Origin of the sequence: Sphingopyxis lindanitolerans, from assembly GCF_002993885.1 — a bacterium.
In the GTDB taxonomy this organism is placed as follows: Bacteria; Pseudomonadota; Alphaproteobacteria; order Sphingomonadales; family Sphingomonadaceae; genus Sphingopyxis; species Sphingopyxis lindanitolerans.
This window is the reverse complement of record NZ_CM009578.1, coordinates 217,057-243,529: the sequence shown is the minus strand read 5'-3', so window position 1 is coordinate 243,529 and position 26,473 is coordinate 217,057. Positions and strand designations below refer to the sequence as shown.

At 64.7% G+C, this 26,473-nt stretch carries 23 protein-coding genes and 1 tRNA gene; 13 read left to right on the top strand and 11 right to left on the bottom strand.

Annotated features, from left to right (window positions below; genetic code table 11):
• Positions 1 to 38 precede the first annotated feature (38 nt).
• Positions 39 to 929, top strand: coding sequence for a PAS domain-containing protein (locus tag CVO77_RS01200; protein ID WP_105997519.1), 891 nt, complete (start codon positions 39 to 41; stop codon positions 927 to 929).
• Here CVO77_RS01200 and CVO77_RS01195 read toward each other — a convergent pair.
• Complete coding sequence (locus CVO77_RS01195) at positions 907 to 1,983, bottom strand: MBL fold metallo-hydrolase (RefSeq protein WP_105997518.1); 1,077 nt, start codon at positions 1,981 to 1,983, stop codon at positions 907 to 909. The genes CVO77_RS01200 and CVO77_RS01195 overlap by 23 nt on opposite strands.
• Before the next feature lie 276 nt (positions 1,984 to 2,259).
• On the opposite strand from CVO77_RS01195, the gene CVO77_RS01190 reads away from it, so the two are divergent.
• Positions 2,260 to 3,465 (top strand): acyl-CoA dehydrogenase family protein, encoded by a 1,206-nt coding sequence (locus tag CVO77_RS01190; protein ID WP_105997517.1) that lies wholly within the window; start codon positions 2,260 to 2,262, stop codon positions 3,463 to 3,465.
• A gap of 104 nt (positions 3,466 to 3,569) precedes the next feature.
• Positions 3,570 to 4,709 (top strand): acyl-CoA dehydrogenase family protein, encoded by a 1,140-nt coding sequence (locus tag CVO77_RS01185; protein ID WP_106000555.1) that lies wholly within the window; start codon positions 3,570 to 3,572, stop codon positions 4,707 to 4,709.
• A gap of 117 nt (positions 4,710 to 4,826) precedes the next feature.
• Here the strand turns inward: CVO77_RS01185 and CVO77_RS01180 are convergent, their stop codons facing one another.
• The 4 genes from CVO77_RS01180 to CVO77_RS01165 all read right to left on the bottom strand — a co-directional run bounded on the left by CVO77_RS01180 (position 4,827) and on the right by CVO77_RS01165 (position 12,115).
• Positions 4,827 to 7,208 carry a TonB-dependent receptor gene (locus tag CVO77_RS01180; RefSeq protein WP_242446057.1) on the bottom strand — a complete coding sequence of 794 codons (2,382 nt, stop codon included), beginning with the start codon at positions 7,206 to 7,208 and terminating at the stop codon, positions 4,827 to 4,829.
• A 16-nt stretch (positions 7,209 to 7,224) separates the two neighbouring features.
• Positions 7,225 to 8,160: a FecR family protein gene (locus tag CVO77_RS01175; protein ID WP_105997515.1), complete on the bottom strand. Its 936-nt coding sequence runs from the start codon at positions 8,158 to 8,160 to the stop codon at positions 7,225 to 7,227.
• On the bottom strand, positions 8,153 to 8,671 hold the full coding sequence (locus tag CVO77_RS01170; protein WP_106000554.1) for an RNA polymerase sigma factor: 519 nt from the start codon (positions 8,669 to 8,671) through the stop codon (positions 8,153 to 8,155). Before CVO77_RS01170 ends, CVO77_RS01175 begins: the two co-directional genes overlap by 8 nt.
• 252 nt (positions 8,672 to 8,923) lie before the next feature.
• Positions 8,924 to 12,115, bottom strand: coding sequence for an autotransporter outer membrane beta-barrel domain-containing protein (locus CVO77_RS01165; RefSeq protein WP_105997514.1), 3,192 nt, complete (start codon positions 12,113 to 12,115; stop codon positions 8,924 to 8,926).
• A gap of 157 nt (positions 12,116 to 12,272) precedes the next feature.
• On the opposite strand from CVO77_RS01165, the gene CVO77_RS01160 reads away from it, so the two are divergent.
• Positions 12,273 to 12,989 carry a 2OG-Fe(II) oxygenase gene (locus CVO77_RS01160; protein ID WP_105997513.1) on the top strand — a complete coding sequence of 239 codons (717 nt, stop codon included), beginning with the start codon at positions 12,273 to 12,275 and terminating at the stop codon, positions 12,987 to 12,989.
• A gap of 357 nt (positions 12,990 to 13,346) precedes the next feature.
• Here the strand turns inward: CVO77_RS01160 and CVO77_RS01155 are convergent.
• A tRNA-Ser gene (locus tag CVO77_RS01155) sits at positions 13,347 to 13,436 on the bottom strand.
• A 220-nt stretch (positions 13,437 to 13,656) separates the two neighbouring features.
• On the opposite strand from CVO77_RS01155, the gene CVO77_RS01150 reads away from it, so the two are divergent.
• The 9 genes from CVO77_RS01150 to CVO77_RS01110 all read left to right on the top strand — a co-directional run bounded on the left by CVO77_RS01150 (position 13,657) and on the right by CVO77_RS01110 (position 21,899).
• The gene (locus CVO77_RS01150) at positions 13,657 to 14,643 is read left to right on the top strand and encodes a lytic murein transglycosylase (protein ID WP_420822552.1); all 987 of its coding nucleotides are present in this window, start codon (positions 13,657 to 13,659) and stop codon (positions 14,641 to 14,643) included.
• Entirely contained in the window at positions 14,627 to 15,601 is a 975-nt protein-coding gene (locus tag CVO77_RS01145) for a septal ring lytic transglycosylase RlpA family protein (RefSeq protein WP_105997511.1), read from the top strand. The genes CVO77_RS01150 and CVO77_RS01145 overlap by 17 nt, the downstream gene beginning before the upstream one ends.
• A gap of 140 nt (positions 15,602 to 15,741) precedes the next feature.
• Entirely contained in the window at positions 15,742 to 16,833 is a 1,092-nt protein-coding gene (locus tag CVO77_RS01140) for a D-alanyl-D-alanine carboxypeptidase family protein (protein ID WP_158257966.1), read from the top strand.
• Positions 16,827 to 17,453: a dTMP kinase gene (tmk, locus tag CVO77_RS01135; protein ID WP_106000553.1), complete on the top strand. Its 627-nt coding sequence runs from the start codon at positions 16,827 to 16,829 to the stop codon at positions 17,451 to 17,453. The genes CVO77_RS01140 and tmk overlap by 7 nt, the downstream gene beginning before the upstream one ends.
• Complete coding sequence (locus CVO77_RS01130; protein ID WP_242446056.1) at positions 17,450 to 18,454, top strand: DNA polymerase III subunit delta'; 1,005 nt, start codon at positions 17,450 to 17,452, stop codon at positions 18,452 to 18,454. Before tmk ends, CVO77_RS01130 begins: the two co-directional genes overlap by 4 nt.
• Positions 18,455 to 18,492: 38 nt before the next feature.
• On the top strand, positions 18,493 to 20,061 hold the full coding sequence (gene metG / locus CVO77_RS01125; protein WP_105997509.1) for a methionine--tRNA ligase: 1,569 nt from the start codon (positions 18,493 to 18,495) through the stop codon (positions 20,059 to 20,061).
• Entirely contained in the window at positions 20,061 to 20,837 is a 777-nt protein-coding gene (locus CVO77_RS01120; protein ID WP_105997508.1) for a TatD family hydrolase, read from the top strand. The genes metG and CVO77_RS01120 overlap by 1 nt, the downstream gene beginning before the upstream one ends.
• A gap of 118 nt (positions 20,838 to 20,955) precedes the next feature.
• Positions 20,956 to 21,720, top strand: coding sequence for an MBL fold metallo-hydrolase (locus CVO77_RS01115; protein ID WP_105997507.1), 765 nt, complete (start codon positions 20,956 to 20,958; stop codon positions 21,718 to 21,720).
• Entirely contained in the window at positions 21,717 to 21,899 is a 183-nt protein-coding gene (locus CVO77_RS01110) for a hypothetical protein (RefSeq protein ID WP_105997506.1), read from the top strand. Before CVO77_RS01115 ends, CVO77_RS01110 begins: the two co-directional genes overlap by 4 nt.
• Before the next feature lie 197 nt (positions 21,900 to 22,096).
• Here the strand turns inward: CVO77_RS01110 and CVO77_RS21185 are convergent, their stop codons facing one another.
• The 5 genes from CVO77_RS21185 to CVO77_RS01090 all read right to left on the bottom strand — a co-directional run bounded on the left by CVO77_RS21185 (position 22,097) and on the right by CVO77_RS01090 (position 26,424).
• Positions 22,097 to 22,258 carry a hypothetical protein gene (locus tag CVO77_RS21185; RefSeq protein ID WP_158257965.1) on the bottom strand — a complete coding sequence of 54 codons (162 nt, stop codon included), beginning with the start codon at positions 22,256 to 22,258 and terminating at the stop codon, positions 22,097 to 22,099.
• Positions 22,255 to 23,697 (bottom strand): hypothetical protein, encoded by a 1,443-nt coding sequence (locus tag CVO77_RS20950; RefSeq protein ID WP_146130797.1) that lies wholly within the window; start codon positions 23,695 to 23,697, stop codon positions 22,255 to 22,257. Before CVO77_RS20950 ends, CVO77_RS21185 begins: the two co-directional genes overlap by 4 nt.
• A gap of 66 nt (positions 23,698 to 23,763) precedes the next feature.
• Positions 23,764 to 24,720: a rolling circle replication-associated protein gene (locus tag CVO77_RS01100; protein WP_105997504.1), complete on the bottom strand. Its 957-nt coding sequence runs from the start codon at positions 24,718 to 24,720 to the stop codon at positions 23,764 to 23,766.
• A gap of 114 nt (positions 24,721 to 24,834) precedes the next feature.
• Positions 24,835 to 25,245: a tlde1 domain-containing protein gene (locus CVO77_RS21890; RefSeq protein ID WP_105997503.1), complete on the bottom strand. Its 411-nt coding sequence runs from the start codon at positions 25,243 to 25,245 to the stop codon at positions 24,835 to 24,837.
• Positions 25,246 to 26,424, bottom strand: coding sequence for a hypothetical protein (locus CVO77_RS01090; RefSeq protein WP_158257964.1), 1,179 nt, complete (start codon positions 26,422 to 26,424; stop codon positions 25,246 to 25,248).
• Positions 26,425 to 26,473: the final 49 nt, after the last annotated feature.

Here is a 26,473-nt window from a genome sequence, read left to right as displayed (position 1 = left end):
ACCCATAAGGAGGCAAGGGGCATCAAGGGGAGGCACAAGTGGCGAGGGTCGGGGAAACGCAGCGCGTATCGGCGGCGGACTTTATCCGGGGTTTCGGGAATTGGCGATTGCAGGCGGCGCAGAGGCCGGTCGTGGTGACGCATCATGGCAAGGATGCGCATGTGCTGATCTCGCTCGACGATTATCGTCGGCTCGGCGACGCGGGCGTACCCGCATCGGCGTTACGGGACTCGCTCGCCGACCTGGTCGAATCGATCCGCGACGCGGTGATCGTCATCGATCGCGAACGCCGGATCGCCGCGGTCAATCCGTCGGCGTCGGACATGCTCGAAATCGCGGCGGCGGACCTGATCGGCCACCCGCTCGCCGACGCCGTGCCCGCGCTCGGTCATCACCTTCTCCTCGCCCATGTCAACCGGCTGCTCGATCATCGCGAGCGTTTCGCGGGCGAGGTGCCGGGGCTGCTGCGGCCGCGCCAATGGCTGCGCGTCGACCTGGTGCCGCTCGCCGTCGGCGGCGCGATCATCCTTCGCGACATCAGCGCCGCGATGGACGAACAGGGGGCGGGCGATGCGCGCCGCGCACTCGCCGATGCCATCGAGGCGCATGGCGCGATCGGCCGCGCGGTCCTGTCGGTCCGCGAGGCGATCGAGGATGCGAACGAAGCCCTGACCGCGATGGTCGGCGTCGATCCCGCCGCGATCCGCCGGGTGCGCTTTTCGGCGCTGATCGCGATGGGCGAGCGCGCGGCTTTTCTCGACGCGCTGGAAACCCTGTTCCGCACCGGCACGCCGTCGCGCCTGCCTTCCGCGCTGGTGACGCGCGAAGGCACCGTGCTACCGGTCGCGCTGGCGATGGCCGAGCGGCGCGGCGCCTATGCCAGCGAAGGCGCGGTGGTGGTCGTGACTAAAACCAATTGCCGCGCGTGATCGCGTCGCTGCCGGCGGGAAGCGAATAGCTGTCGCCATCCTCGCCGACGATCAGCGGCCCAGCGAACTTGCTCTTCGCATCACCCAGGAACGCCGCGTCGAGATAGCGCATCGGGTAGGGCGGGACGATGTGGGTGAGCACCAGCATCTTCACATGCGCGGTCTCGGCGCTTTCGGCCGCCTGCGCGGGGCTGGCGTGATAATCGAGAATGTCGTGCATGATCTGCGCCGTCTGCGGGCGTCCCGTCACCTTCAACCGGGCGGCGAGCATCAACAGCATCTCGGGCTGCAAGGCTTCGTGGATCAACAGGTCGGTGCCCTTGGCCATGGCTTCGACCATCGGCGACTTGGCGGTGTCGCCGCTGATCACGACGCTGCGGCCCTTGTAATCGAAGCGATAGCCGACCGCGGGCTGGACCGGGTGATGATCGACCGGAAAGGCGGTGACCTTGAGCCCGCCGGCCGCGTACACCACGACCGGCCCCGTGGGCACCGCAAAGGGCATCGCGGTCGCGCCCGCGGCGGCGGGCGGCGTGATCACCGGGCCATGGTGCGCGGTGCGATAGCCATTGTCGGCGGCATAAGCGGCGTTGAAGCCGCCGACCACCGCCTCGATCCCGGTCGGGCCATAGACGGGGAGGGGGCTCTTGTTGCCGCTTCCCGTCCAGCGCAGCAGCATCATCGGGCCGAGGCCGTCGATATGGTCCGAATGATAATGAGTCAGGAACAGCGCGCGAATCTCGCCATTGGGCAGGCCCATCAACGCGATGTTGCGCGCGCCACCTTCGCCGGCATCGACGACGAACATCGCCTTGCCCGCGATCACCACCGTGCAGGCGCCCGCGCGGTCGCGGTTGGGCAGCGGCGATCCGGTGCCGCACAGGCCGACATGCAATCCGTCGGGCAGCTTGGCGAGACTGTCGCGCCCGGCCTGGCTGTCGAGACCGCGCTGATAGAGCCACAGGCCGATCGGCCGCTGGAACAGCATCGCCGCGCCCCCCGCGACGACCAGCAACAACAGGAGCGCCGTTAGCGCCCGCAAGCTTTTTTTCATGGTCCCCTCCCACCCCATTTTCCCGCTCCGGTGGTGGCGTGGTTTGACTTTGAAAGGTTCGATTACCCCCTTCGTCGCCCCGGACTTGATCCGAGGCGACGAGGAAACAAAATCATGCGTTGCTTTTCAAACTACCTCGCCACCATCGTTCTGCACCGCTGGACAAGCCGCGACGCAGGGCGCAGTCTTTCACAAAGCGTTGCGACCTGCAACTTACCTTTACGTAAACGTGAGCGCTTATTATAAGGGCGCCATGACCCAATGGGAGAATCGATAATGGACATGGAGTTCAGCCCCGAAGACCTCGCCTTCCAGAAGGAAGTGCGCGAGTTCATCGCCGAAAATTACCCCGCCGAATTGCGCGGCAAGCAGGATGAAGGCGACGAGCTGGGCAAGGAGGATTTCCTCGCCTGGCACCGCATCCTTTACAAAAAGGGCTGGGTCGCCCCCGCGTGGCCGGTCGAATATGGCGGCACCGGCTGGACCCCGACGCAGCGCTTCATCTTCTCCGAGGAAACCGCGCGCGCCGACTGCATCCGTCTGATGCCCTTCGGCCTCGCGATGGTCGGCCCGGTGATCTACACCTTCGGCACCCCCGAGCAGAAAGCCCATTTCCTGCCGCGCATCCTGTCGGGTGAGGATTGGTGGTGCCAGGGCTATTCGGAACCCGGCGCGGGCTCCGACCTGGCAAGCCTGCGCACCGCGGCGGTGCGTGACGGCGACGATTATATCGTCAACGGGCAAAAGACCTGGACGACGATGGCGCAGCACGCCGACTGGGGCTTTTTCCTGGTCCGCACCGACAAGGACGCCAAGCAGCAGGAAGGTATCAGCTTCCTTCTCGTCGACATGAAATCGCCCGGCATCACCGTGCGCCCGATCATCACGCTGGGCGGCGAGCATGAGGTCAACGAGGTGTGGCTCGAGGACGTCCGCGTGCCGCAGTCGCAGCGCGTCTATGAAGAGAATAAGGGCTGGACCTGCGCCAAATTCCTTCTCGCGCACGAACGCACCGGCATCGCCGGGGTCGCATCGTCGAAACGCGGGATCGAGAAGGTGAAGGAGATCGCGCGCACCGAACTCGATGGCGACAAGCCGCTGTTCGCGAACCCCTTCTTCAAGCGCAAGCTCGCCGAGCTTGAAATCGACCTGACCGCGCTCGAATTCACCGAACTGCGCAGCCTTGCGGGCGCCAATGCCGGCAAGGGACCGGGGCCCGAATCGAGCCTGCTCAAGATCAAAGGCAGCGAAATCCAGCAGCGCCTGACCGAATTGACGCTGGAGGCGGTCGGCCATTATGGCGCGCCTTATTTCCGCGGCTTCGGCGCCAACGACCTTGGGGGCGACAACGAGCATCCGATCGGCCCCGACTATGCCCATCGCGCCGCGCCGACCTATTTCAACATGCGCAAGACGACGATCTATGGCGGGTCGAACGAGATTCAGCGCAACATCATCGCGAAGATGGTGCTCGGATTGTGACAGCGTCGTCCCCGCGAAAGCGGGGGCCGCAATCGGCCTGACTCAGCGCCGCAATGACAACCTACAGCGGCCCCCGCTTTCGCGGGGGCGACGGGGACGATAAAATGGATTTCACCTATACCGAAACGCAGGACATGATCCGCGACACGCTGTCGCGCTTCCTTGCCGACACTTATGATTTCGAGACGCGCCAGAAGTTCATCAATGGCGATACCGGCCGCGATCCCGCGATCTGGACCGCGCTCGCGCAGGACCTGGGGATGCTCGGTGCGGCGTTCAGCGAAGAGCAGGGCGGCCTCGGCGGCGGCGCGCTCGAAAATGCGATCATCATGGAAGAACTGGGCAAGGTCATCGCGATCGAGCCCTATCTGCCGACCGTCGTCATCGCGGGCGGCGCGCTCAAGGCCGTCGGCGGCGCGCAGGCCGACGCGATGATCCCCGAAATCATCGCGGGCAACGCGATCGTCGCGTTCGCCTATGCCGAACCGCAGGGCCGCTACGACCTCGCGAACCTGCGCACCACCGCGAAGAAGGATGGCGCGGGCTATGTGCTGAACGGCCACAAGAGCACCGTCTATGCCGCACCCTGGGCGAGCCACCTGCTCGTCACCGCGCGCACCGGCCGCAATCAGCGCGACAAGGATGGCGTGTCGCTGTTCCTGATCGACGCCAATCTGGCGGGCATCGTCCGCCGCGACTATCCGACTGTCGACGGCAGCCGCGCGTCCGAAATCTATTTCGAGAATGTCGCGATCCCCGGCGACGCCTTGCTCGGCGGCGAAGGGACGGGCTTGCCGCTGATCGAACAGATCGTCGACGAAGCGACCGTTGCGGTCTGCGCCGAGGCGACCGGCGTGATGCAAAAACTCCACGAAGGCACGCTCGAATATACCCAGCAACGCAAGCAGTTCGGGCTGCCGATCGCCAAGTTCCAGGTCCTCCAGCACCGCATGGTCGACATGTTCATGGAGGTCGAGCAGGCGCGTTCGATGACGGTCATGGGCACGCTGAAGCTGGATCTGCCCGCGAACGAGCGCATGGCCGCTGTCTCGGCCTGCAAGAGCAAGGTCGCGCGCGGCGCGAAGTTTGTCGGCCAGAATGCGATCCAGACCCACGGCGGCATCGGCATCACCCAGGAGCTGGCGATCGGCCATTATTTCAAACGCGCGACGATGATCGAGGGCCAGTTCGGCAGCGCCGACTATCACCTGGATCGCTACGAGCGCATCGCGCTGGCGGATTGATTACCATTCGTCATTGCGAGGACCCCGGACTTGATCCGGGGGACGAAGCAATCTCCAGCTATCGTCCTGAAAGGGTGTGGGCTGGAGATTGCTTCGCTCCGCTCGCAATGACGAATTCTAATACGCCACATCCACCGCAATCCGGATCGTGCGGGGGCGGAGCGGGGTGACATAGCCCGCACCGCCCTCGACGAACGGCGTGCCGAGCGCGAAGCGGTTGCCGCGCGCGTCGAATATATTGGTCAGCGTCAGCGACAGGCCGCGATGTTCGCTGCCGAGGCGTAGCGCGAGGCCGGTATCGATATAATCGCCCTGGCCTTCGCCAAGCACCGGGCCGATGCCCAGCCGCGACGGCCCGATATAGTTCGCCCAGCCGTTGACGCGCAGTTCCGTATCGGCGTCGACAGGCGCGACATAGGTCACCGCGCCGCGAACCGCGTGGCTCGCGACATTGGGGATGCGGCCCAGCTTGGCGGGCGCATCGGCAAAGGCCGCGAGCGCCAGCGCCGACAATTCGTCGACGCGGCTGTGGTTATAGACCGCGCCGAGATCAAAGGATAGCGCGGCGACCGGCCGGAACGCGACCGCTCCCGAAAGGCTCGTGATCCGGCCGTCGCCGATATTGGCGGTCGTCGGAAAGCCGTTGCCGTCGATGAAGTCCGCCTGGATGTCGCGCCAGCGCGTATACGACACCGACACGTTGGCGTCGAACGGCGTGCGCCCTTTCTCGCCAAAACGGACCCCGCCTTCCCAGGTTCGCACCTGGTCGTTGCGGAAACGGCGCACGAAATCGCCGTCGATGGCAAGGCCGCCCGGACGAAATCCCTCCTGATAGCGGGCATAGAGGCGGAAATTGTCGAACGGCGTGGCAAGCAACGAGAAAGAGGGGAGAAGGTCGGTTTCGGTGCGATGCGCCGTCGTCGCGCGCCCGGCAAAGGCGATGGCGAAGGGCACGCCATCGGCCTCGCCGCCAAGCCGCGCGTGCGAGATGCGCCCGCCCGCCGAAACGATCACATGCGGCAGCAATTCCACCGTGCCCTCGGCATAGCCGGTGAATTCGGTGATCTCATTCGTCACCCCCGGCACGGTGGCGCGCAGCAGCGTGCTTCCATATTCGCGCCGCTGCCGCGTGCGATTATCGATGAAGCTGGTGCCGATGACCCAGCCGAACCCGTCGAGGAACGGCCGCGACAACCGGGTTTCGCTGACGAACATGCGTGTGCGGTTGTTCTGATCGAGGATCCGGGGGTCTTCGCCGGGCTTGCCCGCGTCGAACCGCTCGAACAGGCGGTGACTGACAAACGCGTTCGACGTCTGGAAATGCAGATCGTCCCAGTCTTTCTGGATCACGATGGTGCCAAGCCCGTATCGCGCCTTCGCGCCCTGTTCGACCAGCGAACTGCGCGTCAGCGGCGGGGCATTTTTGTCGGCATATTGCGCGTCGTCGGAGGTGATCGCCTGATAGACGCCCCCGATATCTACGGTCCAATTGTCACCAAGCTCGACCCGCGCGGCGGCGCGTCCGCCCCAGATCCGGGTGCGATTGACGTCATTCTTCCCCAGCAACGGATTGTCGATATAGCCGCCGTCGGTCAGCATATAGCCGACCAGGCGCACCGCGCTGCCGCCGTCGCCGACCGGCACGTTGACGATGCCCGCGATATCGCCGCCGGGTTCACCATGCTGCGTGGCGGAGACGCCCGCGATCGCCTGCAGCCGCGTCTCGCGCGGATCGGGCGCTTTCGGCACCGAGCGGATGATCCCGCCAAGCGATCCCGCGCCATAAAGCGTGCCCTGCGGCCCCTCGAGCACCTCGACGCTGTCGATGTCGTAAAGGCGCAGATCGGGGTCGGGCGCGTTGTAGCTGAGCCGGACGTCGCCCAGATATTGCCCGACCGTTGCCTGCGTCGGGCCGGTGAAGCTCGAATCGGCGATGCCGCGAATGAACAGCTTGTTGCGCCCGGCCCCGAGATAGGTCGAGGAAATCGTCGCCACGCGCGACAGGATCGAATCGGTTCCGCGCTCACCGCCAAACGCCAGATCGTCGCCATCCAGCCGGGTCGCGACGCCTGCGAAATGCGAATAGGGAAGGTCGGTCTTGCTCGCGGTGACGATGATCGCCTCGTCCGCCGACGCGACCACGGGCGCCGGTTCGCGCGCACGCGGCTGCGGCGCCGCGCGCGGTGGCGCGCGTCTCGCGATGTTCGGCGACGGCGCGCGGCGCTCGATCCGCCAACTCGTCGCATTGACCCGCACCGCCCGCGCATCGGTGCCGGCAAGCATCTGTTTCAGTGCGCGCTGCACGTCCATGCGCCCGCGCACCGGCCGGACGTCGGCTTGCCACAGCCGCGCGTCGGCGACGCTGATGCTGACGCCCGCCTGGCGACTGAGTTGCGGCAGCGCCGTCGACAGCGCCCCGCCGGGCACGTTGAACGCCCGCTCCTCGGCCGCCGCGACCTGCGCCGGCAGGCCGACAAGCGCGAGGGCCAGCAGGGGCATTTGCCAGCGCGCCATGTTAACGTGTCAGCACCCAGCCGTCGCCGCGACGCTCGGCGATGGTGCCCGACAGCGCCGCGAGATCGGCGACCGTCCGCGCACGGTCCTTGTCGATGATCAGCGCGCCGCGGAACGATTGCCCCGCGGCATCGGGGGCGACCGCGACCTCGATCCCCGCCGTGCGCCTCAGATCCTCGGCAACGATGGAGAGCGGCGCGTCATTATAGACGAGAAGCCCGGTGCGCCAGCCGCCGACGTTGGCGATATCGATCGGATGCACCCGCGGCGGCTTGGCGTCGGCGTCGCCGGCCTCGATCGCCTGCCCGGCGGTGACGCGAACCTTGTCGCGCTGCGGGTTATAGAGAACCACGCCCTCCGACACCGCGACCGAGGTCCGGCGGTCGCGGCGAACGACGTTGAACGCGGTGCCGAGGTCGACGATGCGCGAAGCTCCAGCCTCGACGACGAACGGATCATCCTCGCGGTGAATGACATGGAACATCGCCTCGCCCGATTCCAGCCGGGCGAAGCGCGGGCGGTCCTTGTCGAGCTCAAGGACCGATGCGCCATTGATCTCGATCTTCGACCCGTCAGCGAGCGTGATCGAGCGATGCTCGCCCGCCGCCGTCTCGATCCGGTTCGGGTCGCCGAACAAGCCGAGCTGCGGCAGGGCGACCACCGCGACAAGCGCCGCCGCGACGGCGCCGCCGAACCAAGCCCGCCGCGACGGACGGCGCGGGGTTTCGGGCCTGATCACGACCGATGGCGCATGCTCGGGCGGCAGCGCGTCAAGATCGCGGTCGAGGCTCGCGAGCGCGTCGTACAGGTCCGCATGGTCGGGGTCTTCGGCCAGCCAGTCGGTGAAGCCGTCCCAATCGGCGAAGGCGGGGTCGCGCTGCCGGATGATCCAGTCGGTCGCCCGCGCCTCGGCGGCGGTTCTTGCATCGTCAGCCATCGAACGACCTCCTCGTCCTGGCGATCACGGCATAGACTTTGCGCAGATCGGCTTCGACGGTGCTCAGGCTGACGCCGATTTCGGCCGCGATATCGCGCTGCTGGATGCCGTCGACGCGAAAGCGGCGAAAGATGCGCGCCGGACGCTCGCCGGTCGCCGCGATCGCCTGTTCGACCAGCGCCAATTGCTCGCGAGAGATCAGCGTCGCCTCGGCGGAGGGGCCTTCGGCGATCGTCACATCGCTCCACGCCGCGTCGCGCAGGGCGCTTTGCCGCGCCGAACGATAGCGGTCGAGCATCAGATTGTTCGCCGCGCGCATCACATAGGCGAGCGGTTCGGCGATCGGCCCCACGCCGCGTTCGGTCAGCCGCATCCACAAATCCTGAAACAGATCCTCGGCCATATCGTCCGCGCCGCGCACCTTCAGAAAACGCACGATGCGGTCGCGGTTGGCGAGCAACACGCCTTCGATGCCCTGGACGGCGTCGGTTCGATCACTCGCATCGGTCATGGATTGCTTACCGCGGAATGCCATTGTCTGTCGGCACGCGCCAAACCGGCGCGCCCCGTTCGGCCCCCTGATGATGCCGCCATATAGCGCCAGACGCCCGCCATGCAACCGCGTCGGCATGGCGGGGCCGGGATCGCGGGCAAGAGCGGGCTGGAATATCATCATCTCCTTTTCATCCTTCGAGCCTTGGCAAGGGGGAAGCCGGGGGTAGGGAGGGGCTTCCCCCTTGCTGCGGGCCAGCCGCGGAGGGGGCTACAGGCCGACCCGCAGGCTCGCACGGAACGCCCAGCCGATGTGGCTTTGCTGTTCTTCCGCTGACACTTCGCCGGCGACCTGAAAGGCCGAATTGCCGGCGACGCCGCGGAACCGGCCGACCCAGCCGCTCGTGCGATCCTCTGGGACGAGGGTGAAGGGGGTGCCGTCCTTGAACGACGCCACGGTGGCGCCCAGCGAACCGCCGACGATCTCGCGGCGCCCGCCTTCGAGCTCGAAGCGCGTCCAGCCGTCATATTCGTCGGTGCCGCCGAACTGGAGGCCGAGCGCCACGGTGCCCGACACCGCCAACTCGTCGCTGCTGCGGCCACCCACCGTCAGGTCGAGCGCATCGCCGCCGCCCGATTCGGCATAGCCGTCTTCCTTCAGCCGGTAATAATCGACCGCGACGGTCGGGCGGATCGTCAGCCCGCCGAGGCGCCCGTCCTTGGCGATCGAGCCCGACGCCGAATAGAGCGTCGCGTCCCATTTGCCGCGCATCGTCTTGTCGATATCCTCGGCGCGAAAGACGCGCGTGCCTTTCAGGCTGATCGGCGCGCCCGACACGCGGGCGTTCGCCATCCAGCCGTCGGACTGGAGCCGCCAGTGCAGCGCGCCCTCGAACTGGCTCGACGACACTTCGCTGTCGTTGCTGCTGTTGCCGTCCTTGCCGCTCAGGAAGGCGATCGAGCCGCCGAAATTGCCGACGTCGCTCTTGATCTCGGCGCCGAGCGACAGGCCCCAACCGCTGATATTATAACCCGCGGTCTGCCCAACCCCCTTTGCGGTGCCCCACATCGCCTGGTTGACCCAATAACGCCACTTGCCCTCGTCCTGGAACGGCGCGTTCGGATCCTGCAGATAGCGCGCCAGCGCGCGCGAACCCGAGGTGACGGTCTCGAAGACCCCGCCTTCATGCTCGGGCAGCATCTGCCGCAACTGGTTGTGGAACTGGTCGCCGTCGGTGATGCCAAGGAACACGTCCTCGACCTTCTGGTCGGCGGTCACCGCGTCGATCACCGCGTCGAACGCGCTCGTTTCGGAGCGGTTGAGGCCCAGGTCCGTGGCGCTCTTGCGCGACACATTGACGATGAGCTGGGTGGCGTTCGAGCTGAGCGTGCCCTTGTAGAGGAAGGGAAGCAGCGTCGATTCGGTCGTCAGATTGTCGGCGCCCGCCAGCGTCCCGGCGGTCAGCACGACATGATTGCCCTCGGCATTCTCCAGGCTCGACAGTTTGAGCGCCAGCTTCGAATCCGCCGCAAAGCTGGCATTGCCGCCAACGGTCAGCGCCGTCCCGGTGCTGCCGTCGTCGAGCGTCACCGCCAGCACGCCCTTGCCCGTGACCGCCAGCGAAGCGATCGACGCCGCGCCGCTCACGTCGAAGGTGCCGCCATCGACCGACACCGCCAGCCCCTGCGAATTGGCGAGGCTGCCCGAGAAGCGCGACGTGCCGCCGATGGTCAGCGCATCGCTGCCGCCGCCAAAATCGACGCTGCCGCTGAATACCGAGGTGCCGCCGAGCGCCATCGTGTCATTGCCGCCGCCAAAGCGCGCATTGCCCGCGTAAGTGGCGTCGCCCGACATCGCCAGGCGATTGTCGCCCGCGCCGAAATAGCTGTTTCCCTTCACCGAACCGTCGGCGATGTCGAACAGGTCATCGCCGCCGCCAAAGCGGACGTCGCCGACGATGCTCGGCGCCGCGATGCCGCTGGCGACCGCAGTCTGCTTGACCGCCGCGCCATTACCGTTCGCCGACAGGTCGATCGCGATGTTGCGATCCGACGTGGCGGCGGCGCCGGTGGCGCTGATGATGCCGCTGTTTTCGATCGTGTCGACGCTGCCCGACAGATCGACGATCGCGCGCGCGGTGCCCGCATCTCCCGCCGCCTTGGCGCTGATCGATCCACTGTTGCGGATCAGACCGACGTCGCCGCCCGCCTCGACCAGGATGCCGGTGGAGATCGCGGAGGCGTCCTTGCCGCCCGACGCCTCGACCTTGCCCGCGACGCGGATTTCGGGAGTCGTCGCACCGCTGCCGACGCGGATCGCCGTCGCCGACGCGCCGTTCGAGAGGGCGGACACGCTGCCGCCAATCCCGATGCCGCCGGCGATCGTCACGTTGCGGCCCATGCCGCCGAGTTGGATCGCGGTCGCGTCCTTGCCCGCATACAGGCCGTTGCCGACGACCCCGCCGTCGATGATCAGCCCCAGGCCGGTGCCGGTGCCCGCGACCGCGCCGATCGCGATATCCTGGCCCGCCGAACCGATGCGCAGCGCCGGGGCCGAACCATAGGATTGGATCGAGCCCGACCCTTCCTTGGCGTCCTCGATGCCGTCCTTGTCCTCATCCTTGTCGTCGGGCTTGGTGTCTTTCGGGGGCACGGCGACGACGATGCCGCCGGTGACATTGCCTTCGATCGACAGCGCCGGGCCGCCGATCAGCAGGTCGTCGGCGTCGAGCTTCGACGGGTCGGCGGGGGCCGTGGTATAGCGATAGCCGGTCGACGTCAGCGTGCCCTGCACGACGAGCGCGCCGTTGATATCGCCCGCGAGCCGCGCGGCGACGGCATTTTCGCCGACCGCGGTGATCGTCCCGGCCAGGCGGACATTGCCGGTCACGTCCTGCAAACCGACGCCGAGCGCATTGTCGCCGAGCACCGAAATCTTGCCGTCGGTGGTGAAATTGCCGGTCAGCGGCCCGCCGAGGCGGATGCCCGCCGAATCATTGCCCTCGACCGTGATTTCGCCGCTGTTGAGGATTTGCCCGGTAAAGGCGCCGCCGGTCGCGATGCCGGTGCGGCCGCTGCCCACCGCATAGGGGCCGTCGATGTCGCCATCCTTGTCGATGTCGGTCGGCGCATAGCTTTCGTCGATGATGATCTTGCCGGTCGCCGAATTGGTGATCGTGCCGCTGACCCCGGCGTTCGCGAAAATGCCGGTCGCGCCGTCCGCATTGGTGATCTGGATCGTGCCGTCGTTGACCAGCTTGTTGTTGCTGTCGATGGTGACCGCGGTGCCGCTCGTCGGCTTGACCGACCCCGCCGAGGTGATCTTCACATCGTCGGCGGCGCCCGATTTGACCGTCGAGGTGCGCACCGGCGTGGTCGTCGCGGTGCTGATGCTGGTTTCGGCATGAGCGGTGGTGGAAAGAACGGCGGCGAGGCAGGTGGAGGCCAGCAAGATCTTGCGCATGAAATCCCTCTTTTGATGTCGACCGGGTGTTCCCGGAACCGACCTCAAGACGGAGGCGTCAGACGGCAGCCTTGGAGAAATTTGATCGCAAGAAACGGGGCGGAGCGCCGCGGTGCCGCGGATAGGGACGGACCCCTCGCCACGACGAAGGACGATCATGCCGATCCACGACATTTCCCGCAGCGCCGCCGACCTCGACAGGAACGCGCTCGCCGCCGATCTCGGCGCCAGAGGCTGGCACCTCGTTCCCGGCCTGCTGTCACCGGCTCGATGCGCCGAACTCAAGGCGGATTATGCGGCCGACGCTCTCTACCGCAGCACGATCTCGATGCAGCGGCATGGGTTCGGACGTGGTGAATATCGTTACTATCGCTATCCGCTGCCCGACCTCGTCGCGGCCCTTCGCACGGCCTTCTATCCGCCGCTGGCGCGGCTCGCGAACGATTGGGCCGCGATGCTCGGGCGCGCGTCGCTATACCCCGCCGACCATGCCGCCTTCCTCGCACAATGCGCGCTCGCCGGCCAACCGCGCCCGACGCCGCTGATCCTCAGATACGGCGCCGGTGACTATAATTGCCTGCATCAGGATCTTTACGGCGAACTTCATTTTCCGTTCCAGATCGCAATCCTGCTGTCGCAGCCGGGCGCGGATTTCGACGGCGGCGAATTCATCCTCACCGAACAGCGCCCGCGCATGCAATCGCGCCCGCACGTCGTGCCGCTGAAACAGGGCGATGCGGTGATCTTCGCGGTCAACGAAGCCCCGCGCCAGGGCAGCCGCGGCCCCTATCGCGTCAAGCTGCGCCATGGCGTCAGCGAAATCCGCCGCGGCGAGCGCTTCACGCTGGGCGTGATCTTTCACGATGCCGGGTAAGGGCGCGAAGCTCCGATTATATTGCAAGTTTCGGCGTCGATGAGGAATTGAATGGCCTGAAACGGTCGGAAGCTTCCCTGTCCATTATCATCACCCTGAACTTGTTTCAGCATGACGAGGTTTAAAGACGGCAATCGACCGGAGGCCGTCATAGCCGCGAGGCGGCCTCAAAATAGATTCGCGCAGAGGCGCAGAGAACGCAGAGGAAAAGCGTTTTCCTCTTTGCGATCTCTACGGCCTCTGCGCGAATTTTCTTATTCGTTTGAAAGAGATTCGGTGCCGACCAAAGAGCTACGTTCGGCAGTTTCCCGCCCCAAAACCGCCGCTCACAATGAGGTCGCGCATTACACAGAAAAGTGGCGGACAGGGTGGGATTCGAACCCACGGTGAGCTTGCACCCACGGCGGTTTTCAAGACCGCTGCCTTAAACCACTCGGCCACCTGTCCGTCGGCGCCGACATAGCGCGCACCGGCTTCGCGGCAAGCAAAAGATTGCGGGCTCGGTTCGCCGCGCGAATGACTCGACCCGTCTCGCGGCGGATGGCGAAGCCGCGTGCATCTGGTTCAATCCGACTCTATGGGGTGGGACATGATGCACGCTAGAGGTTTCAGAATCGGACGTCTTTCCAGCCTGCTGGGCTTTACGCTCTCGGCTTGGTCGATGGTGATGGCAGGCCCGCTCTACGCGCAGAGCGGCGATGCCGGCTTTGACACTTATGTCCAGTCGCTGTGGCCGAAGGCAGAGGCGCGCGGCGTTTCGCGCGCGACGTTCGACCGGGTGACGACCGGGCTGCGCTATAATCCGCGCGTCATCGCGCTCGACCGCGACAATCTGGGCGCACCGCCGAACCCGAACACGCCGATCCCCAATTTCGCCCCCTATCGCGTCAAGCATGTCGATGCGGCGCGGATCAACGGCGGACGGCGCGTCCACGACCGGCTGCTGCCCTTGCTGTCGCGCATCGAACAGCGCACCGGCGTGCCGACGAGCATCATGATCGCGATCTTCGGCCACGAAACCGCCTATGGCGCGGTCACCGGCAATTTCGACCTGCCCGAAGCGCTGGCGACGCTCGCCTATGAAGGGCGCCGCCGCACATTGTTCGAGCCCGAATTTATCGCGACCCTCGAAATGGTGCAAAAGGGCGTTCCGCGCGATGTCCTCAAGGGAAGCTGGGCTGGTGCCTTCGGCTATCCGCAATTCCTGCCTTCGGTCTATCTGCAAGTTGCCGAGGACGGCGACGGCGACGGCGCCGCGCGCATCTGGTCGAGCGAAGCCGACGCGATCGAATCGATCGGCGCCTATCTGCGCCGCGCGGGCTGGCGCGCCGGGCAGCCGTGGGGCGTCGCGGTGCAGGTTCCCGCGGGCTATAATCGCGCCGCGATGGCGACCCGCCTCCAGCCGACACGCTGCCCGCGCGTGTTCGCGCGCTACAGCCGCTGGCGCTCGATGGCCGAATGGCGCGCCGATGGTTTTCAAACGCTCAGCGGCCGCTGGCCCGACGCGCAGGTGCAGGCGACCTTGCTCGAACCCGACGGCCCGGGAAAAACCGCTTATTTGCTGACTGGCAACTATCGTGCGATATTGGACTATAATTGTTCCAACTTTTACGCATTGTCTGTGGGGTTGCTGGCGGATGAAATCGATCGTTAGGGAGGGGGCCCTGATCGCGGGGGCGGCATTGCTGCTTTCGGGATGCGGGGTGATGAAGGACAAGCGCGACGGCGGCCCCGCCGCGGGCCCGGCGCCCGCGCCGGTCGTCGAGCGGGTCAGCGACAGGCCGGTCAAGCTCGGCGATCCCTACAGCGTCGCGGGGGTCACCTATACGCCCGTCGATGTCGCCGATTATGACGATGTCGGCTATGCGAGCTGGTATGGTGACGAGCTGGCCGGCAAGCCGACCGCCAATGGCGAAACCTTCGACCCCGACGCAATCAGCGCCGCGCACAAGACGCTGCCGATGCCGAGCTATGTCGAAGTGACCGCGCTCGATACCGGGCGCACGATCCTTGTCCGCATCAACGATCGCGGGCCGATGGCGAACGACCGGCTGATCGACCTGTCGCGCGGCGCCGCCCAGCAACTCGGCATCACCGGCGGCGGTCCTGCCGCGGTGCGGGTGCGCCGGACCAATCCGCCGCAGGCCGAACGCGCGCAGCTCCGCGCAGGGCGCGCCGTGCCCGCACGGATCGCGACGCCCGACTCGCTGCTCGCGATCCTGCGCAAGAAATTGAAGGCCGAATCCGCTTCCAAACCCGCCCCCAAGCCTGCCACGCCCGTTGCGGCGCAGCCCGCGCCGCCGGTGGCATCGGGCAAGGCAAAGCCCGGCGACGATCGGCTCGCGGTCCAGCCGTCGAAGCCGGCCTCCAAACCGCTTCCCGCAAAAGATGCTACGGCCGCCACGGGCGCCTATCAGGTCCAGGTCGGCGCCTTCAGCACCGAAGCGCGCGCCGATACGGCCGCCAAATCGGTCGGCGGAACGGTGGCGAAGGCAGGCCGATATTGGCGCGTCCGCATGGGGCCGTTCGCCAGCGATGCCGAGGCGCGCGCCGCGCAGGGCAAGGCCAGGGATAAGGGCTTCCGCGACGCGGTGGTCGTCCGCGACCGTTGACGGCCGCCATGCGACGACCGCTTTTTATTGCCAGAGCGGGGGCCGCGAGCGTCGCTGCGATGGCGCTTGTCGTTGCATTTCCAGCCGCCTCGGCAGGCGATGCGCACTCAAGATCGGCGCCCGCCAGCCGCCCACTCTATATGACCCAGGCGCCGATCGTGATGCTCAAGGATCTCGATTCGGGGGCGATCCTCTTTTCGCGCGGCGCCGAAAAACGTTTCGCTCCCGCCTCGATGGCGAAGGTGATGACCGCCTATATCGTGCTCGACCTGATCGAAAAGGGCGAGCTGCCGCGCGACAAGATCATCACGGTCAGCCAGGCGACGTGGAAGAAATGGAACGGCAGCAACGGCGGCTCGACGATGTTCCTGCGGTCGGGCGAGAAAATCTCGGTCGATGAACTGCTCAAGGGGCTGATCACCGTATCGGCCAATGACGCCGCCGCCGCGCTCGCGGTGGGGATCGACGGCAGTGAAGAGGCTTTTGTCAAGCGGATGAATGCGATGGCGTCGAAACTTGGCATGACATCGAGTCATTTTGGCACACCGAATGGCTGGCCCGACGGCGGCGTCACCAAGGTCAGCGCCGCCGACCTGATCCTGCTCGCCGACCGGCTGATCCGCGAGCATCCGCACGACTATGCGCGTTATTTCTCGCTGCCGAAGCTCCAGCATGGCACGAGCCCCGACGGCAAGCCGATCGTCCAGCCGAACACCAATCCCATCCTCGGCCGCGTAGCGGGGGTCGACGGCCTCAAGACCGGCCATACCGCCGAGGCCGGCTATTGCTTCCTCGGCTCGGCGAAGCGCGGCGGGCGGCGGCTGATCATGGTCGTCGCCGGCATGGCGAGCGACAAGGCGCGCCGCGACGAGGCCGAGCGGTTGATGACCTGGGGTTTCGAGCAATGGGAAGGGCGCGAACTGGTGCTCGCGGGCGCGAAGATCGGCCGCATCGACGTCGGGCAGGGCGCCGCGCCGATGGTGCTTGCCGAGGCGGCGATCCCGGTGCGGATGACGGTTCCGCGCGGCTATGCCGGTGGTTACAGCGCCGTCATGCGCAGTCGCTCCCCTCTGTCGGCGCCGATTGAGCGCGGCACCCCGATCGCCGATCTGGTCGTCACCCCCGATGGACTGCCGCCGCAGAGAACCCCGCTGCTCGCCGCCAATGACGTCGGCGCGGGCGGTTTGTGGGGGCGGCTGCGCACCGGCTTCTATCGGTTGACCGGCTGGTGAGAGGGCGCTTCATCACGCTTGAGGGCGGCGAAGGGGTCGGCAAATCGACCCAGATTCGCGCACTCTCCGCCGCCCTGACCGCGCGCGGCGTCGCGGTCGTCGCGACCCGCGAACCCGGCGGCAGCGCCGGGGCCGAAGCGATCCGCGCCCTGCTGATGGAAGGCAGCGACGATCGCTGGGACGCGCGGAGCGAGGCGCTGCTATTCGCCGCGGCGCGCGCCGACCATGTCGCGCGGACGATCCGCCCCGCGCTCGAACGCGGCGCCTGGGTGCTGTGCGACCGCTTCGTCGACAGCTCGCGCGCCTATCAGGGCGGCGGCGGCGGCATCACCGACGCCGACCTGCTGGCGCTGCACGGCTTCGGCTCGCTCGGCCTGCTTCCCGACCATACTTTCCTGCTCGCCGTCAGCGCGCGCGAGGCCGAGCGGCGGCTGGCGGTGCGCGATGCCGCGGGCGCCGATCGCATGGGCAGCAAGCCCGCCGACTATCAGGCGCGCCTTGCCGCACGCTTCGCCGAAATGGCGGCCGCCGAGCCCGAGCGCTGGCGCGTGATCGACGCCGACGCGCCCGCGGAGGCGGTGACCGCCGCGATCATGGCCGAACTCGAGGCGTGGCTGTGACGCTGATCGGCCATGGCGAAGCCGAAAAGGCCTTTCTGGAGGCCTGGCAGGGCGGGCGGCTGCACCATGCCTGGCTGCTCGCCGGGCCGCAGGGGATGGGGAAGGGCGCCTTCGCCGCCCGCGTCGCGCGCTTCCTCGCCACCCACGGCCGCGCCGGCGCGGGGCAGGCGATCACCCTCGACGATCCGGGCGACGCCGCCGCGGGCAAGCTCGTCGAAGCCGGAAACCACCCCGAAATCATCCCGCTCGCGCGCCAGCCCAAGGATAAGGACAAAGCGAAGGGCAAGGACAAAGACCTCGCGCGCAATATCGCGATCGACCAGGTGCGCGGCGTCATCCGCCGCCTGCACCTGTCGCTGTCGCTCGGCGACTGGCGCGTGATCATCGTCGATGCGGTCGATGATCTTGAGACCGACGGCGCCAACGCGCTGCTCAAGACGCTCGAGGAGCCGCCCGCGCAGACGCTGTTCCTGCTCGTCAGCCATTCGCCGGGGCGCCTGCTTCCGACGATCCGATCGCGCTGCCGAATCCTGCGTTTTCAACCGGTTGAGCATGACGCCATGACATCATGGCTGCACGATCTGCGCCCGATGATCGACGTGGCCGAACGCCGCGCGATCGTCGCCGCGTCGGGCGGCGTGCCGGGCAAGGCGCTGGCGCTGATCGACAGCGATGTCGGCGCGATGGAAGCGAAATTGCTCGCGATCGCGACCAGCGGCGACCCCGGCAACCGCCTGCGCGAAGCACTCGCGCGTGAGGTCGGCGGCACGAGCAATCGCGCGCGGCTCGAACTGGTGATCGACATCGTCCCGGGCCTGCTCGCGCGGCTGGCGCGCGAGCGCCCGATCGCCGAGATCGCCCCGGTGCTCGCGCAGTGGGACCGGGTGCAGCGCACCGTGCGCGATGCGATCCGCGGTTCCTACGACGGGTCGATGGTCGGCTTCGAGATCGGCAACTGCCTGGCCGAACTCGCACCACGCGAACGGCAGGCGGCGCGCTGACGCTTCCCCTCGCGCCCCGCAGCCGCTAAGGCGCGCGCATGTCCGAACCCTTCTATATCACCACCGCCATCAGCTACCCCAACGGTCGTCCGCATATCGGCCATGCCTATGAAGCCATTGCCACCGACGTGATGGCGCGTTTCCAGCGCGCGCGCGGCCGCGACGTGCGGCTGGTCACCGGCACCGACGAACATGGGCTGAAGATGTTTCAGACCGCGCGCGATCAGGGCCGCGAAACGATCGATCTTGCAAATGAAATGTCCGGCTATTTCCGTGAGATGTATGCCAAACTGAATATCGGCTATGACAATTTCATGCGCACCTCGGATGCCGCGCACCACCGGGCGTCGCAGGCGATCTGGCGGGCGATGGAAGCGAATGGCGACCTTTATCTCGACCGCTACGAAGGCTGGTATTCGGTCCGCGACGAGGCTTTCTACGACGAAAGCGAACTGACCGACGGGGAAGGGGGCGTACGCCTGTCGCCGCAGGGCACTCCGGTCGACTGGACGGTGGAGGAAAGCTGGTTCTTCCGTCTCTCGGCGTATCAGGACCGGCTGCTCGCGCTCTACGCCGATCAGCCCGATTTCATCCGCCCCGAAAGCCGCCGCAACGAAGTGCTGCGTTTCGTCGAGGGCGGGCTCAAGGATCTCAGCGTCTCGCGCACCAGCTTCGACTGGGGCGTGCCGGTGCCGGGTTCGCCGGGGCATGTCATGTATGTCTGGGTCGACGCGCTGACCACCTATCTGTCGGGGCTCGGCTATCCCGATCCCGACGGCGATTTCGCCCGCTTCTGGCCCGCGAATATCCATATGATCGGCAAGGATATCGTGCGTTTTCATGCGGTTTACTGGCCGGCCTTCCTGATGAGTGCCAATCTGCCGCTACCCAAACAGGTCTTCGGCCACGGCTTTCTGCTGAGCCGCGGCGAAAAAATGTCGAAGTCGCTCGGCAATGTCGTCGACCCGATCGAACTCGCCGAGCGTTTCGGGGTCGATGCGCTGCGCTATTATCTGCTGCGCGAAGTCAGCTTCGGACAGGACGGCAGCTATTCGGCCGAAGCGATCGTGCGCACCGCCAACGCCGATCTTGCGAACAGTTTCGGCAATCTTGCCCAGCGCAGCTTGTCGATGATTTTCAAGAATTTGGATGGCAATCTTTCAGCCGACTATACGCCTGCGCAGGCGGATACCGACCTGCTCGCCGACATCTCCGCAATGGCCGAGGACCGCCTGCCGCACGAGTTCGAGCAGCTCGCTTTCTCGATCGGCATCGAGGATTGGATCCGCGCGGTCTTTGCCTGCAACCAATATGTCGATGCGCAGGCGCCCTGGGCGCTACGCAAGACCGACCCCGAACGGATGCGCGCGGTACTGATGACCCTGTTCCGGGCGGTGCGCACGCTCGCGATCGCGATCCGGCCGGTCGTACCCGCGGCGGCCGACGCTTTGCTGGACCAGATGGGCATCGCCGCCGACGCGCGCGATTTCGCGGCGCTCGCCGACAAGGGCTGGTTCGCAAAGCTCGCCGCCAGCGATTTCACCGTCGGTCAGCCGGTGCCGATCTTCCCCCGCCTCGAACTGCCCGAGGGAGAAGGGGAGGCCTGATGCTCGTCGATTCGCACTGCCATCTCAACTACAAAGGGCTTGCCGAACAGCAGGACGAGGTGCTGGCGCGGGCACGGGCGCGCGGCGTCACCGCGATGCTCAACATCGCGACGCGCGAAAGCGAATGGGACGATGTGCTCGCCGCCGCCGAGGCCAATGACGATGTCTGGGCCAGCGTCGGCATCCATCCGCACGATGCCGACCATCACCCCGACGTCGACACCGCAAAGCTCGTCGAACGCGCCGCGCATCCGCGCGTGATCGGCATCGGTGAAACGGGCCTCGACTATTATTACGACAAGAGCGATCGCGCGCGGCAGCAGGACAGTTTTCGCCGCCACATCCAGGCGTCGCAGGAAACGGGGCTGCCGATCATCGTCCACACCCGCGAGGCCGAGGCCGACACGCTGGCGCTGCTCGGCGAGGAGATGGCGAGGACGGTCTTTCCCGGCGTGATCCACTGCTTCACCGCGAGCGACGATTTCGCGCGGCGGGCGCTCGACCTTGGTCTCTATATCTCGATCTCGGGGATCGTGACCTTCAAGAACGCCGCTGATTTGCAGGCGACCGCCAAATGGCTGCCGCAAGAGCGGCTGCTGATCGAGACCGATTCCCCCTTCCTCGCCCCCGTCCCACATCGCGGCAAGACCGGCGAGCCCGCTTTTGTTGCCGACACGCTGGCGTATCTCGCCGACCTGCGCGGCGAGGGGGCCGAAGCGCTTGGGGCGGCGACCAGCGCCAATTTTTACCGGCTTTTCAACAAGGCGGCGCCATGACGTCACAAGGCTTCTGCGTCCCAAATCCAACGCCTTGTTCCCCCGCGAAGGCGGGGGAACACAAGGGGTTGGATAGTGCGGGGCTCAGATCGAGAAGATTGCGTTTGGTATTAAAGCCATGAAGGTTCGCATCCTTGGCTGCGGGACGTCTTCGGGGGTGCCGCGGATCGGTAACGACTGGGGCGCGTGCGACCCCGACAACCCGCGCAACCTGCGCAGCCGCGCCTCGATTCTCATCTCGCTCGGCGGTTTTCGCATTCTCGTCGACACCAGCCCCGACATGCGGTTGCAACTGCTCGACGCCGGGGTGGGCGAGGTCGATGCGGTCATCTGGACCCACGAGCATGCCGACCACACCCACGGTCTCGACGATCTTCGCCAGATCATGCACCTTCGCCGCTCGGCCGTGCCCGCTTATGCCCGTGCGCATGTTCTCGACATTTTGAAATGGCGCTTCACTTACGCTTTTGCGGGCAACGCCGGTTATCCCGCATCGGTCGATCCGATCGATCTTCACGATCATCAATCGATCGGGCCGATCGAGGTGGCGGCGCTCGAAATGCCGCACGGGCCGATCAAGGCGACCGGGCTAATCTTCAGCGATGGTGCACACAAGATCGCCTATGCCACTGATTTTTCAAAGTTCACGGACGAGATGGTCGATTTCTTCCAGGGCGTCGACCTGTTCGTCATCGACTCGCTTCGCCGCTATCCGCATCCGACGCATCCGCATCTGGCGATGACGCTCGAAGGCCTCGCCAAGGTCGGCCAGCCGCGCGCGATCATCACGCATATGGACAATACCATGGATTATGAGGATCTGGCGGCCGAGCTGCCGCCGGGAGTCGAACCGGGGTATGACGGTCTGGAGGTGTCTTTATGAGCGGCAACAGCGCGGTCGACCTGATCTGGTTCGCCGGGGCCTTTGCGCTGGTGCTGAGCGCGCTCGTCGCGCGCCGCATCAAACTCGCCGACGGCGTCAAGATGGCGCTCGCGTGGATCGCGATCTTCGGCCTGATTTTCCTGGCGATCCAGACCTTCCAGATGGTGCGAGGGGGATGAAGCGTCAGGAACACTCCCTCCCTGTCCCCGTTTATTTAACATAATATATATTATCGGACAAAAGTCAGGCTTGCTTTACAGCTTAGCCTTACCCGGTGGCGGGTTCATTTTCGTCAATACGCGCTCGTTAGCGCGGCTGATACCCGAGGCCGGAGCCTGTTCGATCACAAGACGAAGCACCTGTTGCCGACCCGAAGCTACGCGCTTCCGGGCTGGAGCGCGGCGGACAGCCCGCCGAGCAGGTTTGCGATAACCGGAGGAATAACCCCGGCGGTAGCCAGCACTTGAACGCTGGCGATAGCTACTGCTGCGGCGAGTGTAAGCCACGTTTTCTTACCTTTCTTCTTTTCAACGGTCATAGACCTAGCTCCTCTGTAAAAAACTCATCCAGATAATGAGAAAGAGCACGCTCACTGTCTGAATGAGCGTTGCCCGAATTGCGGGGCAACTTCGACTCGATCCCACCAATTATCTTGTCTGTCAACTCGTTTTTTATGATGTTCTTAACCGCTTGAACTACATCGACTTTATGCCAGTTATAATAAAGCGCGCGGAGCTTCCAATCGGCACCGCCGATACCGTATTGCCCGAAATTGTCGCCGGGACGGTCGACACCAACGCGGACCCACTTGCCAGACCGCTTATCCTTGATCCATCGGGCATCGGGGAACATAGCTTTTTCCCAACGCTTCCTAACGTCCGCAGGCAAAGCTTGATAAATCGCATCAACGACTTCCGCACTCTCGGAAACGGCGTCCAACGCCTTGTAAAGGGCGATACCTATCTTGGCCGTTTTCGTGATGACCTTACGCTGTTTCTCTCCCTTCTCGGGAGGTTGGCGCTTCACCGGCTCGACCGGTGGAAGCGCATGACCGGAACCGCCCGGAGGCGAACCCGGTTCAAGCCCCTGCCCTAGATCGGTCAGGATACCGCCAGCCGCATCATACACCCACTGATAGTCCGGCTGATACGCAAGGTCGGGATTGCCGAAGCCTGTAGGGTCAGGAAGCCCCTTCCCTACCCCAATCTGAAAATCCGGAAGCGGGGCGCGCTCCGGAAAAGGGTCGGGCATTGTGGGCAACCACCGCTGCTCGTTAGGATTGCGGCTGCTCGTGCCCGAATAGGGCCACGAGGGCCAGGACCTCACATAATACGGAGTGCCTGGGCCGCCCAGGCGCTCGGCAGTGCCGAGGCCGGACATGCCGTGAAAACCACCAATACCACAGCGCCAAAGCATCTGGCGCGACCAACGCAATCCAATACCGAATGAGCCGGGATAGGGAGGATGACCGGGAGCCTGATTATCGATAGGCCCAGTCATGCCGCAAAAACCGTCGTTTGCGTCAAGGAACGCGGGGGCCGGCCATTGCCAGCCACCCGGTGCGACGTGGCCCAGCCAAGGGCCGGCGCACCAGTGGTAATTCCAAGGGAGCCGGACAGGCTCACGGAAATTCGGAAACCACCAATCTATCCCGGTGTTGATCACATCGGCGCCAGCGAACACCTCGCTAAGGCCGACACGAAGCCCCTTGCGGGCGGCGCGCCGTCCGAAATCACGCAACGGACGGGCTGGACCTTCCTTCGGAACCGAGGGCTTGAACCTCGGATCAGCGCCCGGACGCTGATGCCACGGCGTCGGATCGTCTCCGAACCCCGGTGGATAATCACGAGGAACGGGATACGAAGGATTGGGAACCTTCGGAAGGCGCTTGACGTTGCGAGGCACGCGCGGCTCGTGAAACATCGGCTTACCGACCGATGGCTGGTATCTATACCACTTAGCTTTCGTATTACTCATAGCTTTGACTTTCTGCTGACGACAATTGGCACTAACCTATTCTCTCCGTAGTCCCAACACCCCGGATCAAACACTCCTCTCTCCGGGGACCCCGGGGACAGGCCCCGTTATTACCGTATCTGCGATCCGCGTCGCCATTTCCTTAATGGCTTCCGTAGCAGCGACCACCAACTGGTCGCGTCCATACCGCTTCGACGCCCTAACGCGCGTCAGCGCAGATTTTGCCAAATATTTGCACACGTAGAATGCGCTACGTGGATCGCTGTTATTCACCAAGCGAAATTGGCTATGCCCGAGACGCCAATTGCTTTCCAGCAGTCGCTTTGTCAGCGGCAACGCCGCTTCGTGAATAAGCAGGTGGAAATGCGGGAACCCATCCTTGTGGGCCTCACTTACTAGCAAATACCTAAAAGGCGCGCCGTTTTTACGGACGCGCTTTAGAAACCTGTCAATTTCTTTGTTGAGATGCTTGACGAGGTATCGGAATTGGTTCTCCGCTGACATGGTCGGCCATGAGCCGTGACCGGCCCGGGCGGCGGTGTCCGAAGCATGCATCGTAGCGACGAACCTGTCATCCGGGCGGATGGTCAGGGTCGCGAACCAAGTGCGATGAGCGGCCTTTAGCTCATCGGATGCCCGCGCCGTCCAGAGGCGGCGACGGTGCGAGAGACAAGCTTCGCACTTACGGCAACGACTATCAAAGGAAACCGGAACCTTTGAATTGCTCTTGCCATCGAAATATCGAGGCACCGCGTCATGCGCGGACGGCAGACCGATGCCATGGATCACATAGGGATCGGTGCAGGCGAAGGGATCGGTGGAGGTATCACCCTCCCCTTTCGTGAATTCGCGAAACGCGAGGTCGGCAGCATCTTGCCGAGCCATGACCCGGTTGCGACCGGGATATTTGCGCTGTTTGCGCATATGCAAGCGGTTCCGCTTGGTGGTGGCGGCTTCCGCCGCTTCGTCGGCTCTAAAAGCCGCGAACGTTGCGCTAGATGGCAACGGCCTAAGGGCAACCATGATGAATGGTCCTTTCCTGCGGTGTCACTTGTGCAGGATATATCAAGTCCCCAACTAAAGTTGGATTATCCTGCAATCGTAGGGGGGCCGTGGCCCCCCTACACCCCCACAAACCTAGTCGACGACGACTAAGGTTCTAATCCCCTGCCCTACTCCGAGGGCGAGGAGGTCGCGGGTTTTTCGGTCGAGGACGATGCAACCAAAACTGGCCGATGCGTCTCCGCGACTATTGTCCCCGTGGATAAAGAACCCGCTACGGCCGAGCGCCGTTTTCTCTTCGACGGGTTCGAGCGGGATCGCGACAGGTCCGAGCCTGCCATGGTTAAATGCAGGCTCCATTCGCCACACTCCACGAGGTATAGGCCCTCTGGAAACCAGAGCCTCGCTTTCGGTGTTATTCTGATAGCGAGGCGCACCCGAATAACCCGAAGCAACATGCGCGCGCACATCTTGGCTGTCAGCCAAATAGAGATGCCCGCGAGATTGGGAATAGACCCAATCGAAGGGTTCACGTCCAACATCCATTTATACCTCCGCGAAATTACCGACCGTGTAGTCCACTTCGTGACCCATGATCGAAAGTGAAAAATAACCGTCGTGAGTAACGTAAGCGTTATTCACCGCATCGAAAAAGAAGCCATTGATCATGGCTTCCGACAAGTATTTATACTTGATCGACGCGCCAGCCGGGAGCGGCAGGATATGATGCGCGTAACTAGTCGTCGGATCGGCACCGAACGCGGAGACGTTTTGCCACTGGTCGCCGAACAGCAGCTCATCCCTCATATCGAGGAAATAGCCATCGGCGAGCGTGGTGCGGTCGCCGAGCGGGCCAGTATCGACGGCAAACGACTTGAGCGAAGTCTCGGGCATCTGGCGCAAGTAGTTGGGCATCCAATCCCATGCGCGCTTAGCGAAGCCCGACGCAGACCCGGCGAGACCGCCCCAATAAATCTTGGGGCGAGTGACCGAATACATGCAGATGAAGCCGGGTTCCTTAAAGAACTTCGGCTTACGGTCGCCGGTGTTAAAGACCCAGCTAACGGCAGAGGTCGGGACACCCTGATTGGTCGAATCCGTCCCGATATGATTGGTCGGATACTGGAAGTCAGAAACACGCCATAGCAACTCGGGCTTAGCCTCATCCTTGCCGGGGATGGCAATACCCTGCGAGCGCAACCAGTCCTCATAGGTCATATCGGCCATGCCGAGCGCGCGAAGCTGCTCAAAAGCTTCCATGAGCTTTTCAAGGTCACCGGCATCCGTGGCACCGCTGATCGCGGCCCCTTCGGGCATATCGTCCTCATCGGTGAGACTATCGAGGAACGACTGCTGACGCACCTGAACAATCGGGATGCCGTTCGCGAGTGCGTAGGTGGCGGTAGCCTCCCCGTCATCGCGAAACCACGTATCGCAGATGCGAGTAGTGGCCAGCTTCATCCAGTTAACGCCGCCCTTGGCGCAATACCAAGCGGCGCTGTTTGCAGCCTCAACGCCAGCCGTAATCTCCGAATTCGTCGGGTCGACGAACATATCGCGGATGGCGTCATTAAGGAGATCGGTTATACGGACATAGAAGCAATAGAATTCTTGCTTCCAACCGATGATGGGATTCAGGATCGGCTTGGTGACAACGCGATTTTCGAACTTGATGTTTTTCAAGGTCTCACCGGGCAGAACCCGCGCAATCCCCATGGGCTGCAACGTGAAAGGCTTTGAATATACCTCAAACGTATGTTTCGGATACCTACCA

Excerpts from the sequence above, each read along its gene's own strand:
- CVO77_RS21890 (WP_105997503.1), bottom strand. The coding sequence starts at position 25,245 with ATGGATGTTGGACGTGAACCCTTCGATTGGGTCTATTCCCAATCTCGC.
- CVO77_RS01165 (WP_105997514.1), bottom strand. The coding sequence starts at position 12,115 with ATGCGCAAGATCTTGCTGGCCTCCACCTGCCTCGCCGCCGTTCTTTCC.
- CVO77_RS01180 (WP_242446057.1), bottom strand. The coding sequence starts at position 7,208 with ATGCCCCTGCTGGCCCTCGCGCTTGTCGGCCTGCCGGCGCAGGTCGCG.
- CVO77_RS01115 (WP_105997507.1), top strand. The coding sequence starts at position 20,956 with ATGAAGGTTCGCATCCTTGGCTGCGGGACGTCTTCGGGGGTGCCGCGG.
- CVO77_RS20950 (WP_146130797.1), bottom strand. The coding sequence starts at position 23,697 with ATGAGTAATACGAAAGCTAAGTGGTATAGATACCAGCCATCGGTCGGT.
- CVO77_RS01175 (WP_105997515.1), bottom strand. The coding sequence starts at position 8,160 with ATGGCTGACGATGCAAGAACCGCCGCCGAGGCGCGGGCGACCGACTGG.
- CVO77_RS01150 (WP_420822552.1), top strand. The coding sequence starts at position 13,657 with ATGGCAGGCCCGCTCTACGCGCAGAGCGGCGATGCCGGCTTTGACACT.
- CVO77_RS01140 (WP_158257966.1), top strand. The coding sequence starts at position 15,742 with ATGACCCAGGCGCCGATCGTGATGCTCAAGGATCTCGATTCGGGGGCG.
- CVO77_RS01100 (WP_105997504.1), bottom strand. The coding sequence starts at position 24,720 with ATGGTTGCCCTTAGGCCGTTGCCATCTAGCGCAACGTTCGCGGCTTTT.
- CVO77_RS01185 (WP_106000555.1), top strand. The coding sequence starts at position 3,570 with ATGGATTTCACCTATACCGAAACGCAGGACATGATCCGCGACACGCTG.
- CVO77_RS01160 (WP_105997513.1), top strand. The coding sequence starts at position 12,273 with ATGCCGATCCACGACATTTCCCGCAGCGCCGCCGACCTCGACAGGAAC.
- CVO77_RS01120 (WP_105997508.1), top strand. The coding sequence starts at position 20,061 with ATGCTCGTCGATTCGCACTGCCATCTCAACTACAAAGGGCTTGCCGAA.
- CVO77_RS01190 (WP_105997517.1), top strand. The coding sequence starts at position 2,260 with ATGGACATGGAGTTCAGCCCCGAAGACCTCGCCTTCCAGAAGGAAGTG.
- CVO77_RS01145 (WP_105997511.1), top strand. The coding sequence starts at position 14,627 with ATGAAATCGATCGTTAGGGAGGGGGCCCTGATCGCGGGGGCGGCATTG.
- CVO77_RS01170 (WP_106000554.1), bottom strand. The coding sequence starts at position 8,671 with ATGACCGATGCGAGTGATCGAACCGACGCCGTCCAGGGCATCGAAGGC.
- metG (WP_105997509.1), top strand. The coding sequence starts at position 18,493 with ATGTCCGAACCCTTCTATATCACCACCGCCATCAGCTACCCCAACGGT.
- CVO77_RS21185 (WP_158257965.1), bottom strand. The coding sequence starts at position 22,258 with ATGACCGTTGAAAAGAAGAAAGGTAAGAAAACGTGGCTTACACTCGCC.
- CVO77_RS01110 (WP_105997506.1), top strand. The coding sequence starts at position 21,717 with ATGAGCGGCAACAGCGCGGTCGACCTGATCTGGTTCGCCGGGGCCTTT.
- CVO77_RS01195 (WP_105997518.1), bottom strand. The coding sequence starts at position 1,983 with ATGAAAAAAAGCTTGCGGGCGCTAACGGCGCTCCTGTTGTTGCTGGTC.